This is a genomic window from Amycolatopsis sp. N2S4-7 (genome assembly GCF_058119595.1).
On the sequence record NZ_CP172299.1, the window covers coordinates 6896325 to 6919034 of the forward strand.

The 22710-nt window shown below is 70.5% G+C and carries 22 protein-coding genes and 2 pseudogenes; 7 read left to right on the plus strand and 17 right to left on the minus strand.

The window, feature by feature from the left end:
• The first annotated feature begins 17 nt into the window (after positions 1 to 17).
• On the plus strand, positions 18 to 1406 hold the full coding sequence (locus tag ACH54P_RS32700) for an AAA family ATPase (protein ID WP_489907158.1): 1389 nt from the start codon (positions 18 to 20) through the stop codon (positions 1404 to 1406).
• On the opposite strand, the gene ACH54P_RS32705 is transcribed toward ACH54P_RS32700, so the two are convergent.
• Entirely contained in the window at positions 1392 to 2798 is a 1407-nt protein-coding gene (locus ACH54P_RS32705) for a M1 family metallopeptidase (RefSeq protein ID WP_489907159.1), read from the minus strand. The genes ACH54P_RS32700 and ACH54P_RS32705 overlap by 15 nt on opposite strands.
• Before the next feature lie 75 nt (positions 2799 to 2873).
• On the opposite strand from ACH54P_RS32705, the gene ACH54P_RS32710 reads away from it, so the two are divergent.
• Positions 2874 to 3620: an alpha/beta fold hydrolase gene (locus ACH54P_RS32710; protein WP_489907160.1), complete on the plus strand. Its 747-nt coding sequence runs from the start codon at positions 2874 to 2876 to the stop codon at positions 3618 to 3620.
• Positions 3621 to 3686: 66 nt separating this feature from the next.
• Here ACH54P_RS32710 and ACH54P_RS32715 read toward each other — a convergent pair whose 3' ends face one another.
• The 5 genes from ACH54P_RS32715 to ACH54P_RS32735 form a co-directional block, all read right to left on the minus strand.
• Positions 3687 to 4604 (minus strand): peptidoglycan recognition protein family protein, encoded by a 918-nt coding sequence (locus ACH54P_RS32715; RefSeq protein ID WP_489907161.1) that lies wholly within the window; start codon positions 4602 to 4604, stop codon positions 3687 to 3689.
• Between the two features lie 195 nt (positions 4605 to 4799).
• Positions 4800 to 5675 carry an HhH-GPD family protein gene (locus ACH54P_RS32720; protein ID WP_489907163.1) on the minus strand — a complete coding sequence of 292 codons (876 nt, stop codon included), beginning with the start codon at positions 5673 to 5675 and terminating at the stop codon, positions 4800 to 4802.
• A 9-nt stretch (positions 5676 to 5684) separates the two neighbouring features.
• On the minus strand, positions 5685 to 6635 hold the full coding sequence (locus tag ACH54P_RS32725) for a glycosyltransferase (RefSeq protein ID WP_489907164.1): 951 nt from the start codon (positions 6633 to 6635) through the stop codon (positions 5685 to 5687).
• Positions 6636 to 6681: 46 nt separating this feature from the next.
• Positions 6682 to 7173: a beta-class carbonic anhydrase gene (locus ACH54P_RS32730; RefSeq protein WP_489907165.1), complete on the minus strand. Its 492-nt coding sequence runs from the start codon at positions 7171 to 7173 to the stop codon at positions 6682 to 6684.
• A gap of 99 nt (positions 7174 to 7272) precedes the next feature.
• The gene (locus tag ACH54P_RS32735) at positions 7273 to 8373 is read right to left on the minus strand and encodes a LacI family DNA-binding transcriptional regulator (protein WP_489907166.1); all 1101 of its coding nucleotides are present in this window, start codon (positions 8371 to 8373) and stop codon (positions 7273 to 7275) included.
• A gap of 177 nt (positions 8374 to 8550) precedes the next feature.
• On the opposite strand from ACH54P_RS32735, the gene ACH54P_RS32740 reads away from it, so the two are divergent.
• The 3 genes from ACH54P_RS32740 to ACH54P_RS32750 are packed head-to-tail and all read left to right on the plus strand — an operon-like array spanning position 8551 to position 11195.
• A complete protein-coding gene (locus ACH54P_RS32740) occupies positions 8551 to 9462 on the plus strand; it encodes a metal ABC transporter solute-binding protein, Zn/Mn family (protein ID WP_489907167.1) in 912 nt (303 codons plus the stop codon).
• Between the two features lie 2 nt (positions 9463 to 9464).
• On the plus strand, positions 9465 to 10310 hold the full coding sequence (locus ACH54P_RS32745; RefSeq protein ID WP_489907168.1) for a metal ABC transporter ATP-binding protein: 846 nt from the start codon (positions 9465 to 9467) through the stop codon (positions 10308 to 10310).
• Positions 10311 to 10313: 3 nt separating this feature from the next.
• Positions 10314 to 11195 carry a metal ABC transporter permease gene (locus ACH54P_RS32750; protein WP_489907169.1) on the plus strand — a complete coding sequence of 294 codons (882 nt, stop codon included), beginning with the start codon at positions 10314 to 10316 and terminating at the stop codon, positions 11193 to 11195.
• Here the strand turns inward: ACH54P_RS32750 and ACH54P_RS32755 are convergent.
• From ACH54P_RS32755 to ACH54P_RS32765, 3 genes and pseudogenes are all read right to left on the minus strand, one after another.
• Positions 11192 to 12415 carry a DUF445 domain-containing protein gene (locus ACH54P_RS32755; protein ID WP_489907170.1) on the minus strand — a complete coding sequence of 408 codons (1224 nt, stop codon included), beginning with the start codon at positions 12413 to 12415 and terminating at the stop codon, positions 11192 to 11194. The two genes, ACH54P_RS32750 and ACH54P_RS32755, sit on opposite strands and share 4 nt — an antisense overlap.
• 40 nt (positions 12416 to 12455) lie before the next feature.
• The gene (locus tag ACH54P_RS32760) at positions 12456 to 13631 is read right to left on the minus strand and encodes a DUF445 domain-containing protein (RefSeq protein ID WP_489916764.1); all 1176 of its coding nucleotides are present in this window, start codon (positions 13629 to 13631) and stop codon (positions 12456 to 12458) included.
• Positions 13632 to 13690: 59 nt separating this feature from the next.
• A pseudogene (locus ACH54P_RS32765) lies at positions 13691 to 14707 on the minus strand (DUF445 domain-containing protein).
• Between the two features lie 129 nt (positions 14708 to 14836).
• On the opposite strand from ACH54P_RS32765, the gene ACH54P_RS32770 reads away from it, so the two are divergent.
• Entirely contained in the window at positions 14837 to 15718 is an 882-nt protein-coding gene (locus ACH54P_RS32770) for a coiled-coil domain-containing protein (protein WP_489907171.1), read from the plus strand.
• 154 nt (positions 15719 to 15872) lie between these two features.
• Positions 15873 to 16523 carry a class II aldolase/adducin family protein gene (locus tag ACH54P_RS32775; protein WP_489907172.1) on the plus strand — a complete coding sequence of 217 codons (651 nt, stop codon included), beginning with the start codon at positions 15873 to 15875 and terminating at the stop codon, positions 16521 to 16523.
• On the opposite strand, the gene ACH54P_RS32780 is transcribed toward ACH54P_RS32775, so the two are convergent.
• The 8 genes and pseudogenes from ACH54P_RS32780 to ACH54P_RS32815 all read right to left on the minus strand — a co-directional run bounded on the left by ACH54P_RS32780 (position 16520) and on the right by ACH54P_RS32815 (position 22653).
• The gene (locus tag ACH54P_RS32780; protein WP_489907173.1) at positions 16520 to 16873 is read right to left on the minus strand and encodes a hypothetical protein; all 354 of its coding nucleotides are present in this window, start codon (positions 16871 to 16873) and stop codon (positions 16520 to 16522) included. The two genes, ACH54P_RS32775 and ACH54P_RS32780, sit on opposite strands and share 4 nt — an antisense overlap.
• A gap of 28 nt (positions 16874 to 16901) precedes the next feature.
• Positions 16902 to 17573, minus strand: a complete 672-nt coding sequence (locus tag ACH54P_RS32785; RefSeq protein WP_489907174.1) for an HD domain-containing protein — start codon at positions 17571 to 17573, stop codon at positions 16902 to 16904.
• Between the two features lie 73 nt (positions 17574 to 17646).
• Positions 17647 to 18285 carry a hypothetical protein gene (locus tag ACH54P_RS32790; protein WP_489907175.1) on the minus strand — a complete coding sequence of 213 codons (639 nt, stop codon included), beginning with the start codon at positions 18283 to 18285 and terminating at the stop codon, positions 17647 to 17649.
• A gap of 2 nt (positions 18286 to 18287) precedes the next feature.
• A complete protein-coding gene (locus ACH54P_RS32795; protein ID WP_489907176.1) occupies positions 18288 to 19226 on the minus strand; it encodes a hypothetical protein in 939 nt (312 codons plus the stop codon).
• Positions 19227 to 19484: 258 nt separating this feature from the next.
• Positions 19485 to 20066 carry a transglutaminase-like domain-containing protein gene (locus ACH54P_RS32800; protein ID WP_489907177.1) on the minus strand — a complete coding sequence of 194 codons (582 nt, stop codon included), beginning with the start codon at positions 20064 to 20066 and terminating at the stop codon, positions 19485 to 19487.
• Between the two features lie 73 nt (positions 20067 to 20139).
• Positions 20140 to 20745: a histidine phosphatase family protein gene (locus ACH54P_RS32805; protein WP_489907178.1), complete on the minus strand. Its 606-nt coding sequence runs from the start codon at positions 20743 to 20745 to the stop codon at positions 20140 to 20142.
• A 3-nt stretch (positions 20746 to 20748) separates the two neighbouring features.
• On the minus strand, positions 20749 to 21105 hold the full coding sequence (locus tag ACH54P_RS32810; RefSeq protein ID WP_489907179.1) for a hypothetical protein: 357 nt from the start codon (positions 21103 to 21105) through the stop codon (positions 20749 to 20751).
• Between the two features lie 115 nt (positions 21106 to 21220).
• Positions 21221 to 22653 (minus strand): annotated as a pseudogene (locus ACH54P_RS32815) (MBOAT family O-acyltransferase).
• Between the last annotated feature and the right edge of the window lie 57 nt (positions 22654 to 22710).

A 22710-nucleotide genomic window follows, 5' to 3' on the forward strand; every position in this document is an offset into this window, starting at 1 on the left:
CGTGCCACTGTGGTGACATGGGGAGCACCGAGCGCGACCTCGCGGCCGACCTCGCCCGGATCGTCCGCGCGGCCGCGGACGAGGTCGGCACCGGCCGGGCCAACGAGCTCATCGACAAGGTGACCGGGCACCTCGCGGCGCCGCTGCCCGAGGTCGTGGTCGTGACCCGCAACTGGCCGATGTGGGAGCACGCGAACATCCAGCGCGGCGTGGAGGCCTACCTCGCCGAGCACGGCAAGGCCGTGGACTGGTTCGGCATCGCCGGTGGCCAGCGTACGCACGAAGACCTGATCGGGATGCTCGCCATCGCGCGCAAGCAGGGGATGTACGAACTCGGCTCGGTCGACTACACGACGACGGCGATCGGCCCGGACGCCGCGACCGAGGCGGTCCAGCTGGGGCTGGTCGGCACGAGCGCGCCGGGTGGCGAGCCCGTGCTGGTCGCGGTGCGGGGCGCGAACCCGCAGTGGGGTCAGCTGGAATGCCGGCTGGAGGTGCTGGCGACGTCACGGGCGACCGCCACGGAGGTGCGCGACCGCGTCGAGCGCCTGATGGCCGAGCACGACGTGCTGCGCGGCCAGGTGCTGGCCTTCGGGACCAGCGAGAACCGCGGCAACGACCTGCTCACCTTCCTGCCGCGGCCCACGCTGGGCGGCGAGGACGTCGTGCTGCCGGACGGCGTGCTCGAGGCGATCGAGCGGCACACGGTCGGCATCGCCGCCCACGGCGAGCGGCTGCTGGCCGCGGGGCAGCACCTCAAGCGCGGGCTGCTGCTGCACGGCCCGCCCGGCACCGGCAAGACGCACACCGTCCGCTACCTGATGAGCCGCCTGCCCGGCACGACGGTGGTCATCCTGACCGGCACGGCGATGCGGTTCGTGGCGAAGGCGGCGGAACTGGCGCGGCGGCTGCAGCCCAGCGTGGTCGTGGTGGAGGACGTCGACCTGATCGCGCAGGACCGCAGTTACGGCCCGGACGCGCACCCTCTGCTGTTCACGCTGCTCGACGCGATGGACGGCGTGGGCGGCGACGCGGACGTGACGTTCCTGCTCACCACCAACCGGGCGGGGGCGCTGGAGAAGGCGCTGGCCGACCGCCCGGGCCGGGTCGACCTCGCCGTCGAGATCCCGCTGCCCGACGCAGCCGGGCGCGAAGCCCTGCTTCGGCTGTACGCGAGAGGGCTGAAGCTGACGGCGGACCTGGGCCCGATCGTCGAGGCGACGGAGGGGGTGACGGCGTCGTTCGCCAAGGAACTCCTGCGGCGGGCGTCGCTGCGGGCGTTGGCTCTCCGGCCGGACGAGGAGATCGTGGTCGGGGACGAGGAGCTGTCAGGGGCGTTGCGGGAGATGCAGGAGGCGCGGAGCGCGTTGACGCGGTCGTTGCTGGGCAGTTCAGCTGCGCAGTGAGCCGGGGAAGAGGTCGGCGTCGGCGGGGAGTTTCGTGGCGCGGAACCAGGCGTCGAAGAACTCGCGCAGGTCGCGGCCGCTGAGCCGGGTCGCCATGGCCTCGAGGTCGGGCCAGGTCGCGTTGCCGTGGCGGAAGCGGGACGGCCACTCGTGCAGGAGCCGGTCGAACGCCGGGTCGCCGATTTCGCGGCGCAGGGCGTGCACGGCCAGGATGCCCTTGTTGTAGACGCCCTCGAATTCGTGGCCCTGGCCCATGCCGACCAGCTTCTGGCTCCAGAAGTCGGTGCTGGCGTGGGTGATCTCGATGGCCGCGCGGTAGCGGTCGTCCAGGCTCTGGCCCTCGCGCTCGGCCCACAGCCACTGCGAGTACGACGCGAAGCACTCGTTCAGGCAGATGTCGGACCAGTTCCGCAGCGAAACCGAGTCGCCGAACCACTGGTGGGCGCTCTCGTGCACCAGCGTCGGCAGGTCGGCCCACTTCGCGTACGTCGGCCGGGTCTGCGTCTCGAGCGAGAAGCGGACGTCCTCGTTCAGGAAGATCCCGCCCGCCGCCGACTGCGGGTACGGCCCGAACTTGCCGCTCAGGAAGCCGAGCACCTCCGGCAGGCGGGCGCCGATCGCGCGGCGGCCCTCGGTGCCGGGCGCGTACGCCGAGACGACCGGGGTGCCGTCGGGCAGTGTCGACTTGTCGAGGTCGAACTTGCCGATCGCGATCGTCGTCAGGTAGCTCGCGACCGGGTTCGGCTCGGTCCACGTGCCCGGCGCCACTTCGCGGCCGTTCGAAACCACGGTCCAGCCGGCCGGAACGTGCGCGGTGAGCGTGAAGGTGGCCTTGTCGCGCGGGGTCTCGTTCACGGGGTACCAGAACGCCGCCGAGTGCGGCTCGCCGACCATGTACGCGCCGCCGTCGGCCGAGTGCCGCCAGCCGTTCTCGCTGCCGCCGCCGTGCGGGGTCTTGGCCGGGTCGCCGCCGTAGCGGACGCGGGTGCGGAACGTCGTCCCGGCGCGGATCGGCGACGGCGGTGTGACGACCAGTTCGAACGCCTTCTCGCGGCTGAACCGGGCCGGCTGCCCGTCGACTTCGACGCTGCGCACGTCGAGCCCGCGCAGGTCGAGGTCGAACCGGCTGAGGTCCTGGGTGGCCGTCGCGGTGACCGTCGTGTCGCCGTCGAGGTGCCCGCTGGGCGGGTCGTAGGTCGCGTCGACGTGGTAGTCGAGTGCGTCGTAACCGCCGTTGCCGTCGTCCGGGTAATACGGATCACCGGCCCCGGCCGCGCCCGGCACCGGGTGCATGGGCGGCGGCGGGGGTGCCGCGGTGACGGTGTCGCCGCCGCACGCCACGGCGAGGACCGCCGCGGCGCAGACGGCCAGGGCGGTCAGTCGGCGGCGCACACCCACCACCATAGGTGATGGATTGCGATCACTTGGTCACGTTCCGCACCAGCGGTTTTGTGGTTAGGTGGCCGCGTGCTCTGTTTCGGCGGCACCGGCGTGCCGATCGTTCTGCTCCACGGCCTGATGGGCCGCGCGCGGACGTGGTGGCGCGTCGCGGAGTGGCTCCGGCCCTACGGCGCGGTGTACGGACTCGACGCGCGCGGCCACGGCAGCGCGCCCCGCGTCGGGCCGTGGACGACCGAGCGCTTCGCCGACGACGTCGCCGACGCGCTCCGGACCCTCGACGCCGGCCCGGCCGTGCTCATCGGGCACTCGATGGGTGGCCTGCACGCCTGGGCGACCGCCGCGCGGTACCCGGAGCTGGTGCGCGCGGTCGTGTCCGAGGACTTCGCGCCGGACCAGCGCGGCCGGACCGTGGAGACCTGGCGCGGGTACTTCGAGAGCTGGCCGGTGCCGTTCAGGTCGCTCGACCACGTCCGGGAGTTCTTCGGCGACGCGGGCGAGTACTTCACCGACTGCGTCGAGGAGCGTTCCGACGGGTTCCACCTGGTCGCCGACCTGGAGGACCTGTACGTCATCGCCGCCGAGTGGGGCCGCCGCGACTTCTGGTCCATTGTGGACGGGATTCGCTGCCCGCTGCTGCTGGTCGAGGGCGAGCACACGGCGATGCCGCCGGGACAGCAGGCCCTGGTCGCGGCTCGGGTGCCGGACGCGAAACACCTGGTGGTGCCGGGTTCGGCCCACCTGCCCCACGACGAAGCCCCGGAGACCTACCGCGGCGCGGTGGAGGCCTTCCTCAGCCAGGTCCTGAACCGCTGAAACCGCGCGTGACCAGGGGGACGGCACACCGAACGCGCCGTTGAGCCCGGCGCGCCGACCGCCTGGTCACGAGCGGGCCAGGTCCGCTCGCCAGGCCGCCGTCGAGCGGCCGCCCGGCACGATCAGCGGCCAGACGTCCGCGCCGAGGAAGCCGGTCTCGTCCGTCACCTTCGCCGCGGTGCACGTGTCACGCGGCAGCCCGGCCTGGGCCGACAACGCGGCCACGGCGTCCTTTGTGGACTTCCCGAAGACGCCGTCGGTCGGCACGCCGAAGCCGGACGATCGCAGGAACTGCTGCGCCAGCTGGACCTGCTTGCCCGTGTCGCCCGGCTTGAGCAGCGGCCACTCCGCCTCGGCGCGCGCCACCGAGACGCCCAGCACGCGGCCCACCGCCGTCCGCAGCTCGGGCAGCCGGTTGTAGAGCACCTGGCCGGGGCACTCGGTCGAGTTGAAGTCGCGGTGGCCCTTGATGAACTCGGGCGCGATGCCGTACTGGTGCGCGATGTAGGCGACCAGGCCGACCAGCGAATCCCACAGCGCCTGCGGCACGTCCACCGTGCTGTACAGGCCCTCGTTCTCGATGCCGATGACCTCGCTGTTGTGGTTGCCGACGTTCGCGCCCTGCACGTGCTGCGTGCCGCCGCGCAGGATCTCCAGGCTGCGGTGCCTGCCCTCGGTGACGAACCCGCCGCGGCTGTTCGTGAACTGCTGGCCGCTGTCGATCCAGCCGTTCTTGTCCATGTGCAGGTTCTGGATGAACCGCGAGACGTAGAAGGCGCGCGCCAGCGAGAAGTCGTTGTTCATCGGCGGGTCGACCGCGTGGTGCACGACGATGTAGGTCGGTTTGTGGTTCTCCACGACGATCGTGCCCGTGGCGGGCCGGGCGCCCCACTCGGAGGTCGGGTGGATCGTCGGCGTCGGCACGGCCGCGGCGGCCGTCCCCGTGGTCGTCATCCCCAGTGCGCCGGCCGCGGTCGCGGTCACCCCCGCCTTCAGCAGGGTCCGGCGGTCAACAGTGAGGCTTATTCTGGTCAGCCCGCCGCGCCCCGCGTGCAGACCGCTGATCAGAGCGGAAGTCATGCGGCGGGCGACGGCTGAATAAGCCTCACTGACCATGCGTGAAACGGTAACTCCGCACCGCGCCGATGACAACTATTGACCAACTTTGGTCGTAGCGCGTTAGTGTTCACCCGGGAGGGCGAAGAGGCCGTCGCGGGTCTGCTCCAGCAGGCCGTCGACCAGCAGGGAGTCCAGGCAGCGGTCGCGCTGGCCGCCGTCGTGCCACACGAGGTCGAGGCGGGCCTTCTCGACCGGTCCCTCGGAGCCGCGCAGGACGTCGAGCAGCCGTCCCCGGACGTACCGGTCGGTGCCCGCGTACCGCTGCACCGGCTTGGCCGGCCCGGTGTACTCCGGCCGCCCGGCGTGCTGCCACGCGCAGTCGTCGTAGATCGGGCAGTCGGCGCACTTCGGGGCGCGCGCGGTGCAGATCAGCGCGCCCAGTTCCATGATCGCCGCGGAAAACCGGGCCGCGGGCGCGTCCTCGGCGGGCAGGAGCGCCTCGACGTCGGCCATGTCCCGGGTGTTCGACGCGGGCCCGGCGTCGCCGGCGCCGTGCACCGCCCTGGCGACAACCCGCCGCACGTTCGTGTCCACGACCGGCGCGCGGCGCCCGTAGGCGAACGCGGCCACCGCCCGCGCGGTGTAGGCGCCGATGCCGGGCAGCGCGAGCAGAGTGTCCACATCGGACGGAACGACGTCGCCGTGTTCCTTCGCGATCACCCCGGCGGCTTCGTGCAGCCGCAGCGCGCGACGCGGGTAGCCGAGCTTGCCCCACGCCCGCACGACCTCGCCCTGCGACGACGCGGCCAGCGCCGACGGCACGGGCCAGCGCGCCATCCATTCGTGCCAGATCGGCTGCACGCGGACGACCGGCGTCTGCTGCAGCATGATCTCGCTGACCAGCACACCCCACGCCGAGCAGTCCGGTTCGCGCCAGGGCAGGTCCCGGCCGTGTGCGGAAAACCAGTCGAGCAGTACGTCAGCGTCCACAGCCACGCCGGGAGGCTACTTCGCCTGCTTCGGCAGCTCTCGGGCGACCTCGTCCGGCGACGGCATCGCGGCGATCTCGGCGGCGATCGCGCGGGCCGCGTCGCGGCAGGAGGACGCCTTCCGGGCTTGTTCGGTGACGGCGTCCGCGGTCAGCTCGCCGGGGAGGAGGCGCAGCGCGGCACCGGCGGCGACGAGCGCTTCGGCGTTGGCGAACTGGTCGGCGCCCTGTGGCAGGACCAGCTGCGGTACGCCGGCGGCGAGCGCGCCGAGCGTGGTCCCGCTGCCGCCGTGGTGCACGACCAGGTCGGCGTGTGGCACCACCGCCGCCTGCGGTACCCAAGTGTGCAGGGTGACGTGGTCCGGCACGGGGCCGAGGTCCGCCGGCCGCACCCGTCCGGTGGCCACCACGAGGGGCACGTCGAGTGCGGCCAGCCCCTGGATCGCCGTCGTGAGCACCTCCGGGGTGCCGAACGCGGTGCCGAGGGTCAGGTAGACCAGCGGCCGCCGGTAGTCGCCCGGTTCGGCGAAGGGCACGGGACGCAGGATGATGCGCTCGGCGGTCGCGAGGAAGTCCGCCTCCTGCAGGGACGCCGGGCAGATGTCGAGGTGCACGCCGCCGGTGGGGCGCTCGAACCCGATGCCGCGCGGGAACATCCGGCCGACCCCGTGCCAGAGCGCCGGGATCCCGGCGCGCTTCGCGGCGACGCCGGCTTCCGGGACGCCCCAGCCGTGCACGAGGAGGTCGGGCCGCAACCGGGCCAGGTCCGGCTCGAGGTCTTCGGCGTAGATCTCGTAGAACGAGTCCGCGGGCCGGAACGGGTTGAGCCCGAGCCGCCGCAGCGGCGCGTGGACGTGCTCACCGGCGGCGAAGTGCACCTCGTGCCCGATGTCCCGCGCCGCGACCGCGAGCGGGACCATCGGGTACGTGTGACCGGCCGACGCGAGGCCGGCGAAGAGCACGCGCATGCTGTCCCCATTTGGATGTCAAGAACATCTGAATGGGAACGATAGCCTACTCGACCTCGGTGAGCTTCCCGGTCTTCACGTCGTAGACGAAGCCGCGCACGTTCTCCGTGTGCGGCAGGTAGGCGCTGCGGCGCACCCGCTCCACCGACGTCCGGACGCTGTTCTCGACGTTGCGGAACGCCTCGACCGACCAGGTCGGGCGCAGGCCGGTGTCGTTCTCCAGCTCGTCCTTGAAGTCGTCCTCGGTGACCATCGACAGGCCGCACTCGGTGTGCTGGACGATCAGCACCTCGCGGGTGCCGAGCTTGCGCTGCGAGAGGGCGAGCGAGCGGATCATGTCGTCGGTCACCACGCCGCCCGCGTTGCGGAGGACGTGTGACTCACCCTGGAGCAGCCCGAACAGCTCGAACACCCGGATCCGGGCGTCCATGCAGGTCAGGACGGCCACCTGCAGCGACGGCTTCGGGGACGACCGGTCGCCCGGCGTCACCTCGCCGAGCTCCTGGTTGCGCTTGAGCAGTACGTCGATCGAGGTCATCGGTCACCTTCCGGCCAGTGGCCCCGCGGCGCGGGCGTACCACTCCATTTGACCTGGTGACTACCCGTTCGAGCAATGCACTACGAGCTATGTCACGGGTCAGCCCCCGAACCACGGCTCCTCGACGGTCCGCGGCGGCGCCGACGTCCGGCCGACGCGCAGTTCGGTCGGCAGGGTGATGACCTTGGGGGCGCTCCGCTCGGCCGAGCCGAGCAGCAACCGGCCGGCCATCTTGCCCTTCTCGAGCACGGGCTGGTGCACCGTGGTGAGGCCGATCCGCTCGGCCTCGGCGATGCCGTCGAAGCCGGTGACGGTGAGGTCCTGCGGCACCCGCAGCCCCCGCCGCTCGGCCTCGGCCATGGCGCCGAGCGCGAGGATGTCCGAGGTGCAGATCACGGCCGTGATCTGCGGGTACGCGTCCAGCAGCTGGCGGGCCGCGGACGCGCCGTCGTCCACCGTGTGGTCGAACCGCTCGACCACCGGGACGCCGGCCCAGTCGACGCCGGCCGCGGAGAACGCCACGGCGAGCGCCTCCAGCCGGGTGCGCTGGACGTGGAAGTGCGCGCCGCTCTGCCGGGTCGCGGAGACGAAGTCGTCGTTGCGCTCGCGGGCCAGCCGCATGCAGATCACGCCGACCTGCCGGTGGCCGAGGCCGACCAGGTGCTCGGCGATCTTGCCGACGGCCGCCGCGTCGTCCGGGCCGACGCGGTCGATGCCCTCGATGCTCGGCTGGTCGATGATCACCGTCGGCACCGGCCGCTCGAGCACGGCGGCCAGGTGCGGGTCGTCGTCCGGCACGGAGTAGACGACGAAACCGTCGACGCCCGCGCGGTGCACCGCGGCAACGTCCTCGCGGCCCGGGCTGGCCGGCACCAGGTGCAGGCCGACGCCCGCGTCTTCGCACGCCAGTGCCAGTCCTTCGAGCACGCCGACGGCGGCGGGGTCGCGGAAGGCGTACGAAAGGTTCTCGGTGAGCAGCAGCCCGACCGCGCCGGCCCGGCGCGTGCGCAGCGAGCGGGCGACCGGGTCGGGGCCGGGGTAACCGAGGCGCCGCGCGGTCTCGAGGACCCGGCGGCGCAGTTCCGGCGACAGCTGGTCCGGCCGGTTGTAGGCGTTGGACACCGTGGTCCTGGACACACCGAGCTCCGCCGCGAGCGACGCCAGCGTCGCCTGCCTCCGGGTGCGAATAGGACGGCCCATCAGCAAACCGTAACGGTTCAGATCGTTTTCCTGAAGAGACACCCCGCGTGGTCGATGTCTCGATCCGCATGCGTGAAGACGCATACACCAAATCGGGGTCGCGCGGCCAGGAAGTCATCCGGATGGGGTAAGGTGAATCTGACAACGGTTTCCATTAGCGTCTCCAGGAGTCCTCAGATGAGTTCCCGCCGCACCAGGAGCGTCTTCACCGCCGCTTCGGCCCTGTCCCTGCTCGCCCTGGCCGCGTGCTCCGGTGGAACCTCGGGCTCCGACGGCGGCGCGCAGTCCGGCGGCTCCGAAAAGATCAAGGTCGTCGCCTCGACCGACGTCTGGGGCAGCGTCGTCAACGCCGTCGGCGGCGACAAGGTGGAGGTCAAGTCGATCATCCACGACCCGTCGGCCGACCCGCACTCGTACGAGACCACGGCGGACGACGCGCTCGCGGCCAAGGACGCGAAGCTGCTGCTCTCCAACGGCGGCGGGTACGACGAGTTCTTCGGCAAGCTCACCGGCCAGGCGGGGGACGCGAAGAAGCTCGTCGCCTACGACATCGCCGCGACCGGCGACGAGAACGAGCACGTCTGGTACGACCTGCCGGGCGTAGACAAGGTCGCCGACCAGGTCGCGGCCCAGCTCGGCGAGCTGCAGCCGGCGTCGAAGCAGCTGTTCACCGACAACGCGACCGCGTTCAAGGCGAAGGTCGACGCGCTCGAGAAGCGGCTCGGCGAGCTCGGCACCACCCACCCGGGCACGAAGGTCGTCGTCACCGAGCCGGTCGCGCACTACCTGCTCGAAAGCGCGAAGATCACCGACGCGACGCCGAAGGCGTTCTCGGACGCGGTGGAGAACGACACCGACGTCCCGGCCGACGCGGTCAACGCGTACAAGCAGCTCATCGCGACCAAGCAGGTAAAGGCGCTGGTCAACAACGCCCAGACGGTGACGCCGCTGACCCAGGACGTCGTCGGGCAGGCGAAGGCCGCCGGGATCGGGGTCGTCGACGTGACCGAGACGCTGCCCGCGGGTGTGACGGACTACATTGTCTGGATGACCGGGGAAGTCGACGAGCTGGCGGGGGCGTTGAAGTAGCCATGCCTCCCGTATCGGACGACGTACGCCCCGCGGTCCGGGTCCGCGGGGCGGGCCTGGCGTTCGGCCCCCGGACCCTCTGGTCGGGCCTGGACCTCGTCGTCGAGCCGGGGGAGTTCCTCGCCGTGCTCGGCCCGAACGGTTCCGGCAAGAGCAGCCTCCTCAAGGCGCTGCTCGGCATGCAGGACCTGTCGGCGGGTGCGGTCGAGATCGCCGGTGGCCGCCCGGGCGGCGCGAACCGCAAGGTCGGCTACATCCCGCAGCAGCGCGCGATCGACGAGTCGCTGACGCTGCGCGGCGTCGACCTGGTCGGGCTGGGCCTCGACGGGCACCGCTGGGGACCCGGCCTGTTCGGCATGGCGGCGCGGCGGCGTCTCGTCGCTTCGGCGATCGAGGCGGTGGGCGCGACCCGGTACGCGAAGCAGCCCGTCGGCCGGCTGTCCGGTGGTGAGCAGCAGCGGCTGCGGGTGGCGCAGGCCCTGGTCGGCGACCCCGAGGTGCTGCTCTGCGACGAACCGCTGCTGTCCCTCGACCTGGCGCACCAGCGCGCGATCAGCGAGCTGATCGATTCGCGGCGGCGCACGGCCGGGACAGCGGTGCTGTTCGTGACGCACGAGATCAACCCCGTGCTGCCGTTCGTCGACCGCGTCCTCTACCTGGTCAACGGCCAGTTCCGGATCGGCAAGCCGGACGAGGTCATGACGACCGAGACGCTGTCGCAGCTGTACGGCACCCGGGTCGAGGTGCTCAAGGTGGGCGGGCAGATCCACATCGCGGGCGCGCAGAGCGCGTTGTGCGAGGAGGAGCCGCACCACCACGAACACGACGTCGAAGAGCAAGTGGGCTGAGTCTTGGATCTGTTCGACTTCGGCAAGACGTGGGAGCTGATCACCGAGCTGGACGGCGTCCAGACGGCGCTGCTGGCGGCGGCGATCCTCGGCCTGGTGGCCGGGGCGCTGGGGCCGCTGATCGTGATGCGGCGCATGTCGTTCGCGGTGCACGGCACCTCGGAGCTGGCGTTCACCGGCGGCGCGGCGGCCCTGCTGCTCGGGATCGGCGTCGAGTACGGCGCCCTGATCGGCGCGGTCGTCGCGGCCCTGCTGCTGGGCATCCTCGGCGCCCGCGACGCCGACCGTGACTCCGTGATCGGCGTGATCCTGTCGTTCGGCCTCGGCATGGGCGTGCTGTTCCTGTCGTTCTACAAAGGACGGTCCGGGAACAAGTTCGGCATCCTCACGGGCCAGATCATCACGATCGACTCGACGAACCTGACGTTGTTCGTGGTGTCGTCGGTGGTGGTGCTGGCGGTGCTCGCGCTGGTGTACCGGCCGCTGCTGTTCGCTTCGGTGGACCGGAACGTGGCCGTGGCGCGCGGGGTCCCGGTGAAGACGCTGACGGTGGTGTTCGCGCTGCTGGTGGGCGTGTCGACGGCGCTGAGCGTGAAGGTGGTCGGCTCCCTGCTGGTGGTGGCCCTGATGGTGACCCCCGCCGCCGCGGCGGCTCGCGTGACGGCGTCGCCCTGGAAGGCCACGGTGCTGGCGGTGGTGTTCGCGGAGGTCTCGGCCCTGGGCGGGATCGTGCTGTCCCTGGCGCCCGGGTTGCCGGTGAGCGCCTTCGTGACGGCGATTTCGTTCCTGATCTACGTGGTGTGCCGGGTGATCGCCTGGCAACGCGACCGGCGGACCCGGGTCCGCACGGTGGACCCCGCCCCCGACCTCGTCGCGGCGGCCTAACCCAGCATCAGCAGGACCTGCAGCTCACCGACCACGAAGCCGATCACCCCGCCCACCGCGATCAGCTTCCACTCGTCCTGGCGGAACGCCGGCCGCAGCAGGCCCTCGAACTCCAGCGGGGTCAGGGCCAGCATGCGCTGCTCGATCACCTTCGCGACGTCCATCGCCTCGGTCAGGTACCCCTCCGCGTAGCGCGCCGTGTCCGGGAGCTGCTCCAGGGCCTTCACCGCCGCCGCGTGCTTCATCTGGCGGAGCCGGGGGCCGCCCACCGCGAGCGCCAGCACCGGCTTCGCGAACGCCGTCTGCTCGTCGACCGCTTCCGAAACCAGGCGCTCCACCAGGGCCGCCAGCCGGTCGGCGCGGGGGCCGCGCAGGACCGCGTCCAGGAGGTTCTGCACCGTCAGGACCTCGTTCGCGATCAGCTCGCCGTACTGCCGGGCCACCTCGGCCCGGCGGCGCTGGAACTTGCCCTGGAAGATCACCCGGCCCACGCGCACCGGCTCGCGCGGGACGAAGATCAGCTTGATCGCCAGCCAGTCGGTGAACAGCCCGATCGCGCCGCCGAAGATCGGCAGCACCCACGGCTCGCGCGTCAGCGCCCACACCACCGTCTGCACCACGCCGAGCCCGAAGCCGAAGTAGATGCCCATCCGCGCGATGAACGCCATCTCCGGCCGGGACGTCTCGCGGATCAGCCGCACCAGCAGCGCGCGGTCGCGGGTCAGCCGCTGCACCGTCATGTGCTGGACGTCGAGCACCTCCTCGAGGTTCTCGCGGACGTCGTCGAGGAACTCCCGCACCAGCCGCGGCGCCGACGCCTGGACCTGCTTGATCAGCATCTCCTGCGCGAGCGTGGGCATGACCTCCCACAGCCGCGGGTGGTGTTCGGCCAGCACCTCGCGCGCGATGTGGTCGACCGCGCGCAGCAGCGGCTGCTCCAGCTCGCTGGTGATGACGACCGGGTCGATCCGCCCGAGGACCTCGCGCATGTCCAGCAGGTTCGCCGTCAGCAGCTCGGTCGCGACCGCCGCCATCCGGCCGCCGTGCTTCGGGACGACGCCCTGCCAGCCGAGCAGCGGCGGGATCCCGACGAAGTCGAGCGGCCGGAACATCATCTCGATGGCGACGCGCTTGGTGACGTACCCGATCAGCGCGGCGATGAACGGCATCGCCGCGTACAGCGGCCAGTGCAGCGCGAGATCGTGCAGGACAGCGTCCATTCCGACCTCCCTCGCAGTGCCGAGAGCGAAACCGTACCGGCTACCCGAGCAGGGCGAGCACCTGCAGTTCCCCGACGAGCCCGCCGATCACCGCGCCGACGGCGATGAGCTTCCACTCGTCCTGCCGGAACGCCGGCCGCAGCAGCTGCTCGAACTCGAGCGCGCTCAGCTTCCGCATCCGGTCCACGATCGTGTTGCGCACGTCGAGGGCGTTGATCGCGTAGTTCTCGGCGTACCGGATCGTCTCGGGGACGCGCTCCGCGGCCTTCGCCGCCGCCGTCTGCTTCATCTCCTGGAACTTCTTCGTGCCGACGGCGATGGCGACGAACGGCTTGACGACGCTGGCCTGCGCGTCGATCGTCTTCTGCACCTCGCGGGTGATCATCGCGAACAGCTTGTCGGACTTCGGCCCGCGCAGCACGGCTTCCAGCAGGTTGGGAATGGTGATGATCTCGCGCGCGATCATGTCGCCGTAGTCGGCGGCCACCTGGTCGCGGCGTTTCTGGAAGATGCCCTGCCAGGTGTAGAGCCCGAAGAACCGCTTCGGCTCGCGCGGCAGGAAGATCATCTTCAGCGCCAGCCAGTCGGTGAGCCAGCCGATGCCGAGACCGAACAGCGGCAGCACGATCGGCGACCTCGTCAGCGTCCACACCACGAGCTGGACGCAGCCGAGGATGAACCCGAACCAGATCCCGGAGCGGGCGATGAACCGCATCTCGGGCCGCGAGATGTCGCGGATCAGCCGGTTGAGCAGCGCCTTGTCGCGGACCAGGTTCGTCACGACCATGTGCTTGAGGTCGAGGACGTCCTCGATGTTGTCGGCGATCTCGCGCATGATCTTGGTGATCGCCTTCGGCGCCTCGGCCTGGACGCGCTTGAGCAGCAGCTGCTGCGCGGAGTTCGGCAGGACCTCCCACAGCCGTGGCTGGTAGGTCTCCATCACCTCGCGGGTGACGTCCTCGACAACCCGCAGCAGCGGCTCCTCGATCTCCTTCGCGACCTGCGCCGGGTCGAGCCGCGCGAAGATCTCCTTCGGGTCGACGAGGTTGGTCGTCAGCATTTCGGTGGCGGTGGCCGCCATGCGTTCGGCGTTCGCCGGCAGCACGCCCTGCCAGCCGAGGAACGGCCTGATCCCGGTGAACTCGAGGGGCCGGAACATCATCTCGATGGCGACGCGCTTGGTGACGTAGCCGATCAGCGCCGCGATGAACGGCATGGTGACGTACACCTGCCAGTGCGTGCCGAAGTCCACGCGCGCACGCTATCGGCCCGGCGTCAGTGCAGCAGGAGGAGCACCTGCAGTTCACCCACCAGCCCGCCGATGACCGCGCCGACGGCGATGAGCTTCCATTCGTCCTGCTTGAAGGCCGGACGCAGGATGCCTTCGAACTCGAGCGGGGTCAGCTGGGTCATCTTGCCGACGATCGTGTTCCGGACGTCGAGCGCGCCGGTGGCGTAGCTCTCGACGTGTTTCACCGTTTCGGGGAGGTGCGCGATGGCCTTCTCGGCGGCCGCGCGTTTCATCTCCTGGTACTGCTTGCCGCCGATGGTCAGCGCGACCAGCGGCTTGGCGATGCTCGCCTGCGCGTCGATCGTGCGCTGGACCTCGCGGGTGATCAGCGCGAACAGGCGGTCCGCGCGCGGGCCGGTGAGCACGGCCTCCATCACGTTCCGCACGGTGAGCACCTCGTCGGCGATCAGCGCGCCGTAGTCGGCCGCGACCTCCTGGCGGCGCTTCTGGAACATGCCCTGCCAGCGGAAGAACCCGAACCCGCGCGGCTCGCGGGGGTAGAAGATCATCTTCAGGGCGAGCCAGTCTGTGACGAAGCCCGTGACGAAACCGAAGATCGGCATGACCAGGGGCTGTTTCGTCAGCGCCCAGGCGACGAACTGGACGAGCCCGATCACGAACCCGAACCAGATGCCCCTGCGCGCGATGAACCTGAACTCGGGCGCGGCGACCTCGCGGATCAGCCGGCAGGTCAGCGACTTGTCGCGGACCATGGCGTTGATCAGCATTCCGTCGACGTCGAGGACGTCGTCGATGTTGGTCGAGACCTCGCGCAGCAGCCGCTTGACGACGGTCAGCAGATCGACGGCCGTGGTGGCCATGCGCCGGGATGACGCCCTGCCAGCCGGGGAACGGCCTGATGCCGGTGAACTCGAGGGCCGGAACATCATTTCGATGGCCACGCGCTTGGTCAGGTAGCCGATCAGGGCGGCGATGAGCGGCATGGTGGCGTAGACGTGCCAGTGCGCGCCGATGTCGGCGAGGACGGCCTGAATGTCCAAAGTGGCCTCCTCGCGTCAACCGCTGGTCAACAACGGTCAGAATGCCATGCGTCACCGGGGGTTCCCAAATTCGTGATGCATCCGTTTGGCGGTACGTCCGGAAGGACCCTTGCTCATTAAGGTGGCCCGATGGTCGCGCCTGAGAAGCCCCAGCCCGCCCCGAAGACCGCCCAGTTCGCCGTGGGTGTCCGCGGCTACAACCAGCGTCAGGTCGACGAACGCCTCGCCGAGCTGACCAAGGAGCTTCGCGAGACGTCCCGCAACCGCGACGACGCCGTCGCGACCTCCTCGGACCTCACGAAGGCCCTCGCGTACGCGCAGAAGGAGCTGGCCGAGACGAAGGCCGCCCTGGCCAGGATGAGCTCGAGCCCGTCCGGCGCGGGCGCCATGGCCGAGCGCGTCCGGATGATGATGCAGCTGGCCGAGGAGGAGATCGCCGACCTGCGTTCGGCGGCCGAGGCGGACGCGGCTTCGACCCGCGAGCAGGCCGACAAGTACGCGCACGAGACCCGCCGCACGGCCGACAAGCTGGCGAAGGACGCGGAAGAGGAGCGCGCCCGCCTGCTGTCGGAGGCGAAGGGCGAGATCGAGAAGCTGAACGCGGCGGCGGGCGCCAAGCGCGTCGAGCAGGCGGCCGCGGCCGAGCGGGCCCGCAAGGAAGCGGACGCGAAGGCCGAAGCCGCGGCGGCGCAGGCGCGTGCCGAAGCGGATCGGGTGGCTTCGGAGGAACTGGCGGCGCGGAAGAAGGCCTTCGACGAGGAGGTGGCACGCAAGAAGCAGGAGACCGAGGCGGCCCTGGCTTCGGCGCGTGCCCAGCAGGCGGAGGCGGATCGCAACCGGAAGCTGGCGCTGGACCTGCGCTCGAAGGTGGCCGAGCGAATCGCGGCGACGGATGTGGCGGTGCAGGAGGCGATGAGGTTGCTGGCTCCGGAGCCTTCGGGGAACGGGGACCGCAAGCCGACCCCGGCTCCTGCCGCTCCCTCTGCTCCCGCGGCTTCGGCGAAGGCGTAGTTATCCACATCGGGTCTGACCCCCTCGTCGGCCTCAGCGGTCAGCTCGTCGGCGGCCGAGGCGTAACTCCCCCGGCCGGGTAGGTGGCCGTGGCTCGTGGGTGGCTGGCAGTGTTCAGCTCAGCTGCCGATCACCCACGAGACGGGACCTGCGCATGATCCTCGAGACCGAGCGGGCCGCGGTGTGCGCGTACGCGCGTCGGATGGTCGGTGACGGCCTGGTCGTCGGTACCTCCGGGAACGTCTCGCTGCGGGCCGGTGATCTCGTCGCCGTCACACCGACCGGGGTCTCCTACTCGAGCCTGACCCCCGTCGACATCCCGGTCGTCGACCTCGGTGGGCAGGTCGTCGACGGCTCGCTCAAGCCGACCAGTGAGCTGCCGGTGCACCTGTCCGTCTACTGGGACGTCCGCGATCCCGACAGCGAGCCGGTCACCGCCGTCGTTCACACGCACTCGCCGCACGCCACCGCCGTATCGACGCTTGTGCGGGAAGTTCCGCCGATCCACTACATCGTCGCCACGATCGGCCCGTCCGTGCGCGTCGCGCGCTACGCCACCTACGGCACGCCGGAGCTCGCCGCCGCTGTGCTCGAGGCCCTTGAGGGGCGCCGTGGCTGTCTGATGGCCAACCACGGCACCCTCACCTACGGCGACGGCCTCGAGGCCGCCTACCAGCGGGCGCAGCAGCTCGAGTGGGCCTGCCGCGTCTGGCTGCTCGCGCAGAGCGCCGGCCGGCCGAGCCTGCTGCCGCCGCCCGAGGTGGCCAGGGTCGTCGACCGCCTGCGTGGTTACGGCCAGGGCTAGAAGCGGGATCCGGCGACCATGATGACGCCGACCAGCAGCGCGAGGCCGGACAGGACGGCGCCGGTCACGGCCAGCGGCTTGCCGCGGCGGTGGCCGACGCAGCCGAGGACCCCGAGCACCAGCCCGGCCGTCGCGAACGGGAACGCGACGTACGCCCGCACGCCGGTCAGGTCGACCGGGAGGAACGGCAGCACGCACCCGAGCAGCCCGAGGACGAGCGCCGCCACGGCCAAGCCGGGTCCCTTGGGCGCGGCCGGCGGAGGCGGTGCGCCGGGGTTGGTCCACGGTCGCGGCGGCGGTGTCGCCGAGGTGCGCCCGAAGTTCGGGCGCTGGGACGGTTCGTAGGTCACGAGCTTTCTCTACCAGGCCGCCGAACGGCTAGGAAGCCAATGCGTCGACTTCGTGCACCGCGTCCAGCAGCTCGGCGACCGTCGGGTCGTCGACCGCCTCCTTGATGCACTGCCACAGCTGGAGGTTCGCCATCGCCCACCGCGAATACGTCGCCGCCGCCTCCGGGTTGTAGAAGTAGTAGCCCTCGTCGTGGACGTCGCACTGCTCGCCGACGATCTTGTCCGCCAGCTCGCGCAGGCTCAGCCCGTTCTCGCGCAGGTACCGGTGCGCGAGCACCACCGGCGTCACCGGCAGCGCCTTGAACAGCGTGTCCGCGTCGCTCAGGGCCTGCGCCTCCAGCGAAATGTCGCGGCCCCTGGTGGCCATCTCGGCTTCGTCGACGATCTCGTCGATCCACCGGGCCACCCGCGCGGGCACGCCGCACTCCGCGAGGATCTCCATCCGCAGGCTCCGGCCCGCCGCGGCGGGCGAGTTGCGGAGCACCAGGTAGTTGACGTCGTGCACCAGCGCGGCGACTTCGACCACGGCGCGGTCGGCCCCGTTGCGCTGGGCGAAGCCGACCGCTTTCGCGCGGACGAAACTCACGTGGTGCCAGCCGTGGAACTGCAGTTTTTCGGCGTACTCCCGGCAAAGCCGGTGGACCCGGTTTTCGACGGCGCCGACGGTCACGTGGTCGATCGTGCTTTCCTGCGTGCGCATACACCTCTCCGATCCCGGCCGTGGTGTGCAGACGGGTGGAGTAATGGTAGGCGCCGCTGACGCCGGTGTGTAGCTAGATGCGGTCGGCCAATTCCCCCAATCGGACCTCTACCGGAACGTGACGATGACCGATTCCGCTGGCCGGGTCGAAAGAAAGGCTGAAACTGCTCACCGGGCGTGATTTCACGAGGAAAGTCATCGTCCCGGCGGCCGCCGCGGGGATCCGGTGGAATTCGTCGGCCAGCATGGTGGCGCAGGCCCCGGCCTGGCACATCGTCCGGCGGCGCAGCCGCGCGGACGCGATCAGCCCGGTGCCGGCGTCGATCGTCGTTTCGTACCTTTCGTGAACGTAGTCACCCCGGAGAATGGTGGTGCAGAAGTGGTACCTGTGGTTGTGCACGGAATCCGCGTACCCCTCCCGCCAGTCTTCCTGCGCCTTGTATTCGTGCAGCCAGAAGGAGAACGGGTCGGACGGCGAATCGAGCAGGCACCAGGCGAAGTGCGTGGTCGTTTCCCGGGACGAGCGCAGCACCTTGGCGGCCTGCGCGGCGGAGAGCGTGCGGAGCTGCGTGCGCAGTTCATCCCGCAGGCCGGCGTGCTCGGCCCACGGCCGGAACCAGCCGTCGACCGCGCGCCAGTCCGCGGCGAGCGGGAACGTGGCCGCGCGCAGGCGCGTGGCCAGTTCGGAGAGGGGGGACAGGCGGGTGAGCAAGGTCAGCTCCCTAGCTCGGCGACTTCGGAGAACTCCGCGCGGAAGGCGTGGAACTTGCCTTCCAGCTCTCGGAACTGCTCCTCGGACAGGGGGGATCCGGTGATCTTTTCGAACAGCGCCAGGAAATCCGTCCGCGTCGTCGCGGACGTGATGCGGAAGTGGCGGCCGGTCCGGGACTGCGAGACGCGCACGAACTCGGCGCGTTCCATGTTGTAGAGGAAGGAACCCTCGGTGAACCGCAAGGTCCGCGGGTACAGCTTCGTGGCGCCGCGGACGTCGCTGTAGAGCGACACCCACACGCTGTCGTCGAACAGCTCCAGCCGGTCGAGCGGCGGGTCCGCGACGACGGTGATGTCGACCTGCGCGCAGCGGCTGCGCGCCAGGAAGAGGCCGACGAGCCCGATCCGGATCTCTTCGTCGAGCCGGGTCTGGATCTGTTCGGAGTCGACGTCGCCGGCTTCGCGGCGCAGCAGGTAGCGGGCGCGCCCGCTGATCGAGCTGGCGTCGCGCGGATCGGCGATGACGGCCCGCAGTTCGCGTTCCGTGCGGGAAAGCAACAGCCGGGCGGCCGCGTGCCGCCCGGAGAAGCCGCGGAAGAAGTACTGCCGGGTCGCGTTGAGGTCGGCCATCAGGGCGCGGTTGAACGCCGGGTCGGGATCGGTGGTCGCCTCGAACACGTCGGTGGGGAAGAACTCCTTGTTCAGCGCGCGGTATTCGGCGCTCAGGTCCTCCAGCGCGCGCCTGCTCTCCTCGATCACCGGGGTCACCAGTGCCCGCTGCGAAGCGCTGGCGGTGATCAAGGTCGTGCCGAACCCGACGATCGCGGAGATCAGGGTGCCGGTGCCCAGCGACGTCACCAGGTTCTTCCCGGTGCCGGGGTCCATCAGACCGGCGAGCCACAGGCTCAGGCCGGCGACCACGACGAGCACTGTGAGGAGCAAGCTCGTCCTGGTCCAGAAGATCTCCTGCAGTGGGGTACGGCGGAGGTGTCCGCCATCCGCGGCCACGTGCTTCACCTCCCTCGAACCACTCGAACGGACGAATGCGTAAAGTGTCTGTTCGAGCGCGGGGAGTCACTTTACGCGCCTGGCGGGGCGCGCGAAATAAGAAGTTCGGGGGACAAGGCTGACGGACAGGCGTCACTCTCGGCAATAATTAACCGGCTTGCCGGGTTTTCCGAAAATCACGGAAAACCATGGTCAAAGCGTGGCCGGCAGCCCCTTTTCGTACCAGCCGGGCCCCGGTTCGGCCGTCATCAGGAAATCCACGACGACCGGTGCGGGCGCCGGGTGGATCTCCGCGTGGTCGCGTTCGCCGCGTGCCGCGTCGACGGGCCACGCCAGTTTCTCCTCCTGGAGCGAAAACTCCCCGCCGGCGCCCGTGCGGTTGCCCCGCGCGTCGAGCCGCGACCACTTGCCGTGCAGGTACACGGCATTCAGCCCGTGCAGCGCGGAGAGCTCCTGGTAGCAGAACCCGGCCGGAATCCCTTGTGCCCGCAGCAAAGCAGCGAGGAGGTGGGCCTTCGCGTGGCAGATCCCGACGCGCTCGCGGAGCACGTCCGACGCCCGCCAGGTGACCCGCGGATCCCCGGCGTCGATCACGTGCTCGATCTCGTCGCGGACGAAGAGGAACGCGGTTTTCGCGCGTTCGACGGGATCGTCGTCCGCCTGGCGGAGGGCGTCGACCCGGGCGCGGATCAGCGGGTGCCCGTGATCGACGACGGCGTCGGCGGCGAGGTAGTCGCTGAGCCGATCGGAGGTGGGCGACGGAACGGCAATCATCCGGCCATCGTGACAGGTTCGGCCATTCGGGCGAGACCCATTTTCGGGGCAGGTGACGTTCCGCGGTTGCCGGTTACGGAACGTAAAAGTCGGGTGGGAAGCCCGTCCAGCGCAGTTCGGCGGGGAGGTGACTGAGGTCGTTGTAGGTCAGCAGCGCGGCGGGCCGCCCCGGCGAGTAGCGGATCACGGTGAGCCCGGCGTTGGCGTGGTTGAGCGCGAGCCACCGCCACGGCGGCGAATCCTGCGACGCGCCGACGATCCAGCCGACGAGGAAGTTGTGCGTGACGAGCACTTCGTACCGCGGCTCGGTTCCGGGCACGGGCCCGGTGAACCGCCGCTCGGCCTCGGCGGCGAGTTCTTCGTCCGGGGGTGGCAGCTGCCGCGCGAAGGCGTGCAGGAGGTCGCCGGAGGTCTCGGGGAGTTCCTCGCGCCGCGGCGTGTAGGGGACGAAGTCGTCGGCCGCTTTGTCGACGTGGACGGGGACGCCGGGAAGCTGCGTCGCGATCAGCGCGGCGGTCTGCGCGGCGCGCGGGAGGGGACCGTGGTGGATCGAGGTGACGGGGACGTCGCGCAGGCGCCGCCCGAGCAGAACGGCCTGCCGCTGCCCGGCCTCGGTGAGCCTGCCGTCCGGTGCCGCCTCGCCGTGGCGGGTGAGGAAGAGGTACCGCGTGGTCAGCACGGTTCAGCCGACGGGGATGAGGGCGCCTTCGGGACCTTGGGCCGGTACGAACTGGGCGACCAGCCGCATCGGCGCGAGGTGGGGCGACAGGACGATCGAGGCGAACGGGGTGATCGTGTGTTCGTGCCCGCTGTTGGTGTGGAGGTGCACGCTGACGTGCACGTTCCGGTCGGCGGGGATCTCGAAGGAGACGGACCCCCAGGAGACGACGTACTGGCGGCCGTCGATGCTGGCGATCGGGGCGTAGGCGCGCACGGTGTGGCCGAGGTGCGGGATCTCGACGGTGAGCAGCCGGCGCGGGCCGTCGTGGTTGTCGACGTACGGGATCACGCCCGGCACCTTGGCCAGCTCGTCGCTCATCCTTCGGGGGCTCCCCACTGGTTGGTCCTGGCTTCGATCATGCTGCCAGGTTGTCGGCGGTGGGGGGCTGGCCGGGGGGACCCTGGCCGTCTGGCCCGGCGCGGGCGAGCGGGCGTCAGAACTGGTAGTACAAGAACGGGCTGAATGTTCCCGTGGCGATCAGGATCGCCGCGTACAGCAGGCCTGCCGTCATCACTCCGATGCGCAGGGCCGTTGCCGGGCGACTGCGGGATGACTCCAGCAGGGGTCCCGTCACCGGGTGGGCCGGGAGGAGGAACACCGCCAGGGCTGCCAGCAGGAGGACCAGGCGCTGGTTCGTGAACGCCTGCTCTACCCCGGTGCCCAGGCCGTCGAAGTCGGGGATCAGCATGTGGCCGATCATCGACAGCGCGTGGCCCAGGTCCGGGGCGCGGAAGAACACCCAGCCGAACACCACCAGGAGCATGGTCAGCGCCCGGCGCAGGTAGCGCTGCCAGCGGACGGATGGGTCGAGGTCGAGGCCGAAGCGGCGTTCGATCACCAGCAGGGCGCCGTGGTAGCAGCCCCACACCAGGAACGTCCACTGCGCGCCGTGCCAGAAGCCCGTCAGGACGAACACGATGCAGAGGTTGCGGTACGTGCGGCCGGCTCCGTTGCGGTTGCCGCCCAGGGGGATGTACACGTAGTCGCGGAACCAGCGGGACAGCGACATGTGCCAGCGGCGCCAGAACTCCGTGATCGTCACCGACGAGTACGGCCGCGCGAAGTTCTCCGGCAGTCGGAAGCCCAGCATGCGGCCGAGCCCGATGGCCATGTCCGAATAGCCCGAAAAGTCGAAGAACAGCTGGAGCGTGTAGCCGATCGCGCCGAGCCACGCCGTCGCGAACGTCATCTGGTCCGACGGCACCTTGAAGCACGCCTCGACGAGCGGGCTCAGCGAGTCGGCGATGATCGTCTTCTTGCACAGCCCGAGCGCGAACCGGGGAAGCCGGCCGCGATGTCGTCGAGCCGGTGGGAACGCAGCTGCGGCAGCTGGTCGGCGATCTCGCGGTAACGCACGATCGGGCCGGCCACCAGCTGCGGGAACATCGCGATGTACGCGGCGAACGACACCGGGTTCCGCAGCGCCTGCCGCTCGCCGCGGTAGATGTCGACCACGTACGAGATGTGGTGGAACGTGTAGAACGAGATGCCGATCGGCACCACCAGGCTCGCGACGGGCACGCTCCCGCCGAACCAGTGCGCGACGGCGGCGATCTGCTGCGTCGCGAACCCGGCGTACTTCCAGACCAGCAGCACGGCGACGTCGAGCGACACCACGCCGATCAGGATCCGGCGCCGCCGGGCGCCGTTGACGTCGAACGGGTTCGGCGCCAGCAGCGGCCCGGCCACGAAGTTGACGACCATGCAGCCGAGCAGCAGGAACACGAACGGCCCGGCGCCGATCGTGTAGAACAGCAGGCTCCCGACCGCGACGATGCCGTTGCGCCAGCTCCGCGGGCACACCAGCACGGCGATGAGCACCGCCGGCAGGAAGTACCACAGGAAGAGTGGCGAAACGAACGACATCGGTGGTCAGGTCCCCTCGGGTTTATCCGATGGCGACCTTAACCCGAGTGGGTGGTG

What these genes read in the sequence shown, in the direction of transcription:
- ACH54P_RS32700 (WP_489907158.1), top strand. Translation starts at nt 18, where the DNA reads ATGGGGAGCACCGAGCGCGACCTCGCGGCCGACCTCGCCCGGATCGTC.
- ACH54P_RS32725 (WP_489907164.1), bottom strand. Translation starts at nt 6,635, where the DNA reads ATGCGCGTGCTCTTCGCCGGCCTCGCGTCGGCCGGTCACACGTACCCG.
- ACH54P_RS32730 (WP_489907165.1), bottom strand. Translation starts at nt 7,173, where the DNA reads ATGACCTCGATCGACGTACTGCTCAAGCGCAACCAGGAGCTCGGCGAG.
- ACH54P_RS32735 (WP_489907166.1), bottom strand. Translation starts at nt 8,373, where the DNA reads ATGGGCCGTCCTATTCGCACCCGGAGGCAGGCGACGCTGGCGTCGCTC.
- ACH54P_RS32740 (WP_489907167.1), top strand. Translation starts at nt 8,551, where the DNA reads ATGAGTTCCCGCCGCACCAGGAGCGTCTTCACCGCCGCTTCGGCCCTG.
- ACH54P_RS32745 (WP_489907168.1), top strand. Translation starts at nt 9,465, where the DNA reads ATGCCTCCCGTATCGGACGACGTACGCCCCGCGGTCCGGGTCCGCGGG.
- ACH54P_RS32755 (WP_489907170.1), bottom strand. Translation starts at nt 12,415, where the DNA reads ATGGACGCTGTCCTGCACGATCTCGCGCTGCACTGGCCGCTGTACGCG.
- ACH54P_RS32760 (WP_489916764.1), bottom strand. Translation starts at nt 13,631, where the DNA reads ATGCCGTTCATCGCGGCGCTGATCGGCTACGTCACCAAGCGCGTCGCC.
- ACH54P_RS32770 (WP_489907171.1), top strand. Translation starts at nt 14,837, where the DNA reads ATGGTCGCGCCTGAGAAGCCCCAGCCCGCCCCGAAGACCGCCCAGTTC.
- ACH54P_RS32775 (WP_489907172.1), top strand. Translation starts at nt 15,873, where the DNA reads ATGATCCTCGAGACCGAGCGGGCCGCGGTGTGCGCGTACGCGCGTCGG.
- ACH54P_RS32785 (WP_489907174.1), bottom strand. Translation starts at nt 17,573, where the DNA reads ATGCGCACGCAGGAAAGCACGATCGACCACGTGACCGTCGGCGCCGTC.
- ACH54P_RS32800 (WP_489907177.1), bottom strand. Translation starts at nt 20,066, where the DNA reads ATGATTGCCGTTCCGTCGCCCACCTCCGATCGGCTCAGCGACTACCTC.
- ACH54P_RS32810 (WP_489907179.1), bottom strand. Translation starts at nt 21,105, where the DNA reads ATGAGCGACGAGCTGGCCAAGGTGCCGGGCGTGATCCCGTACGTCGAC.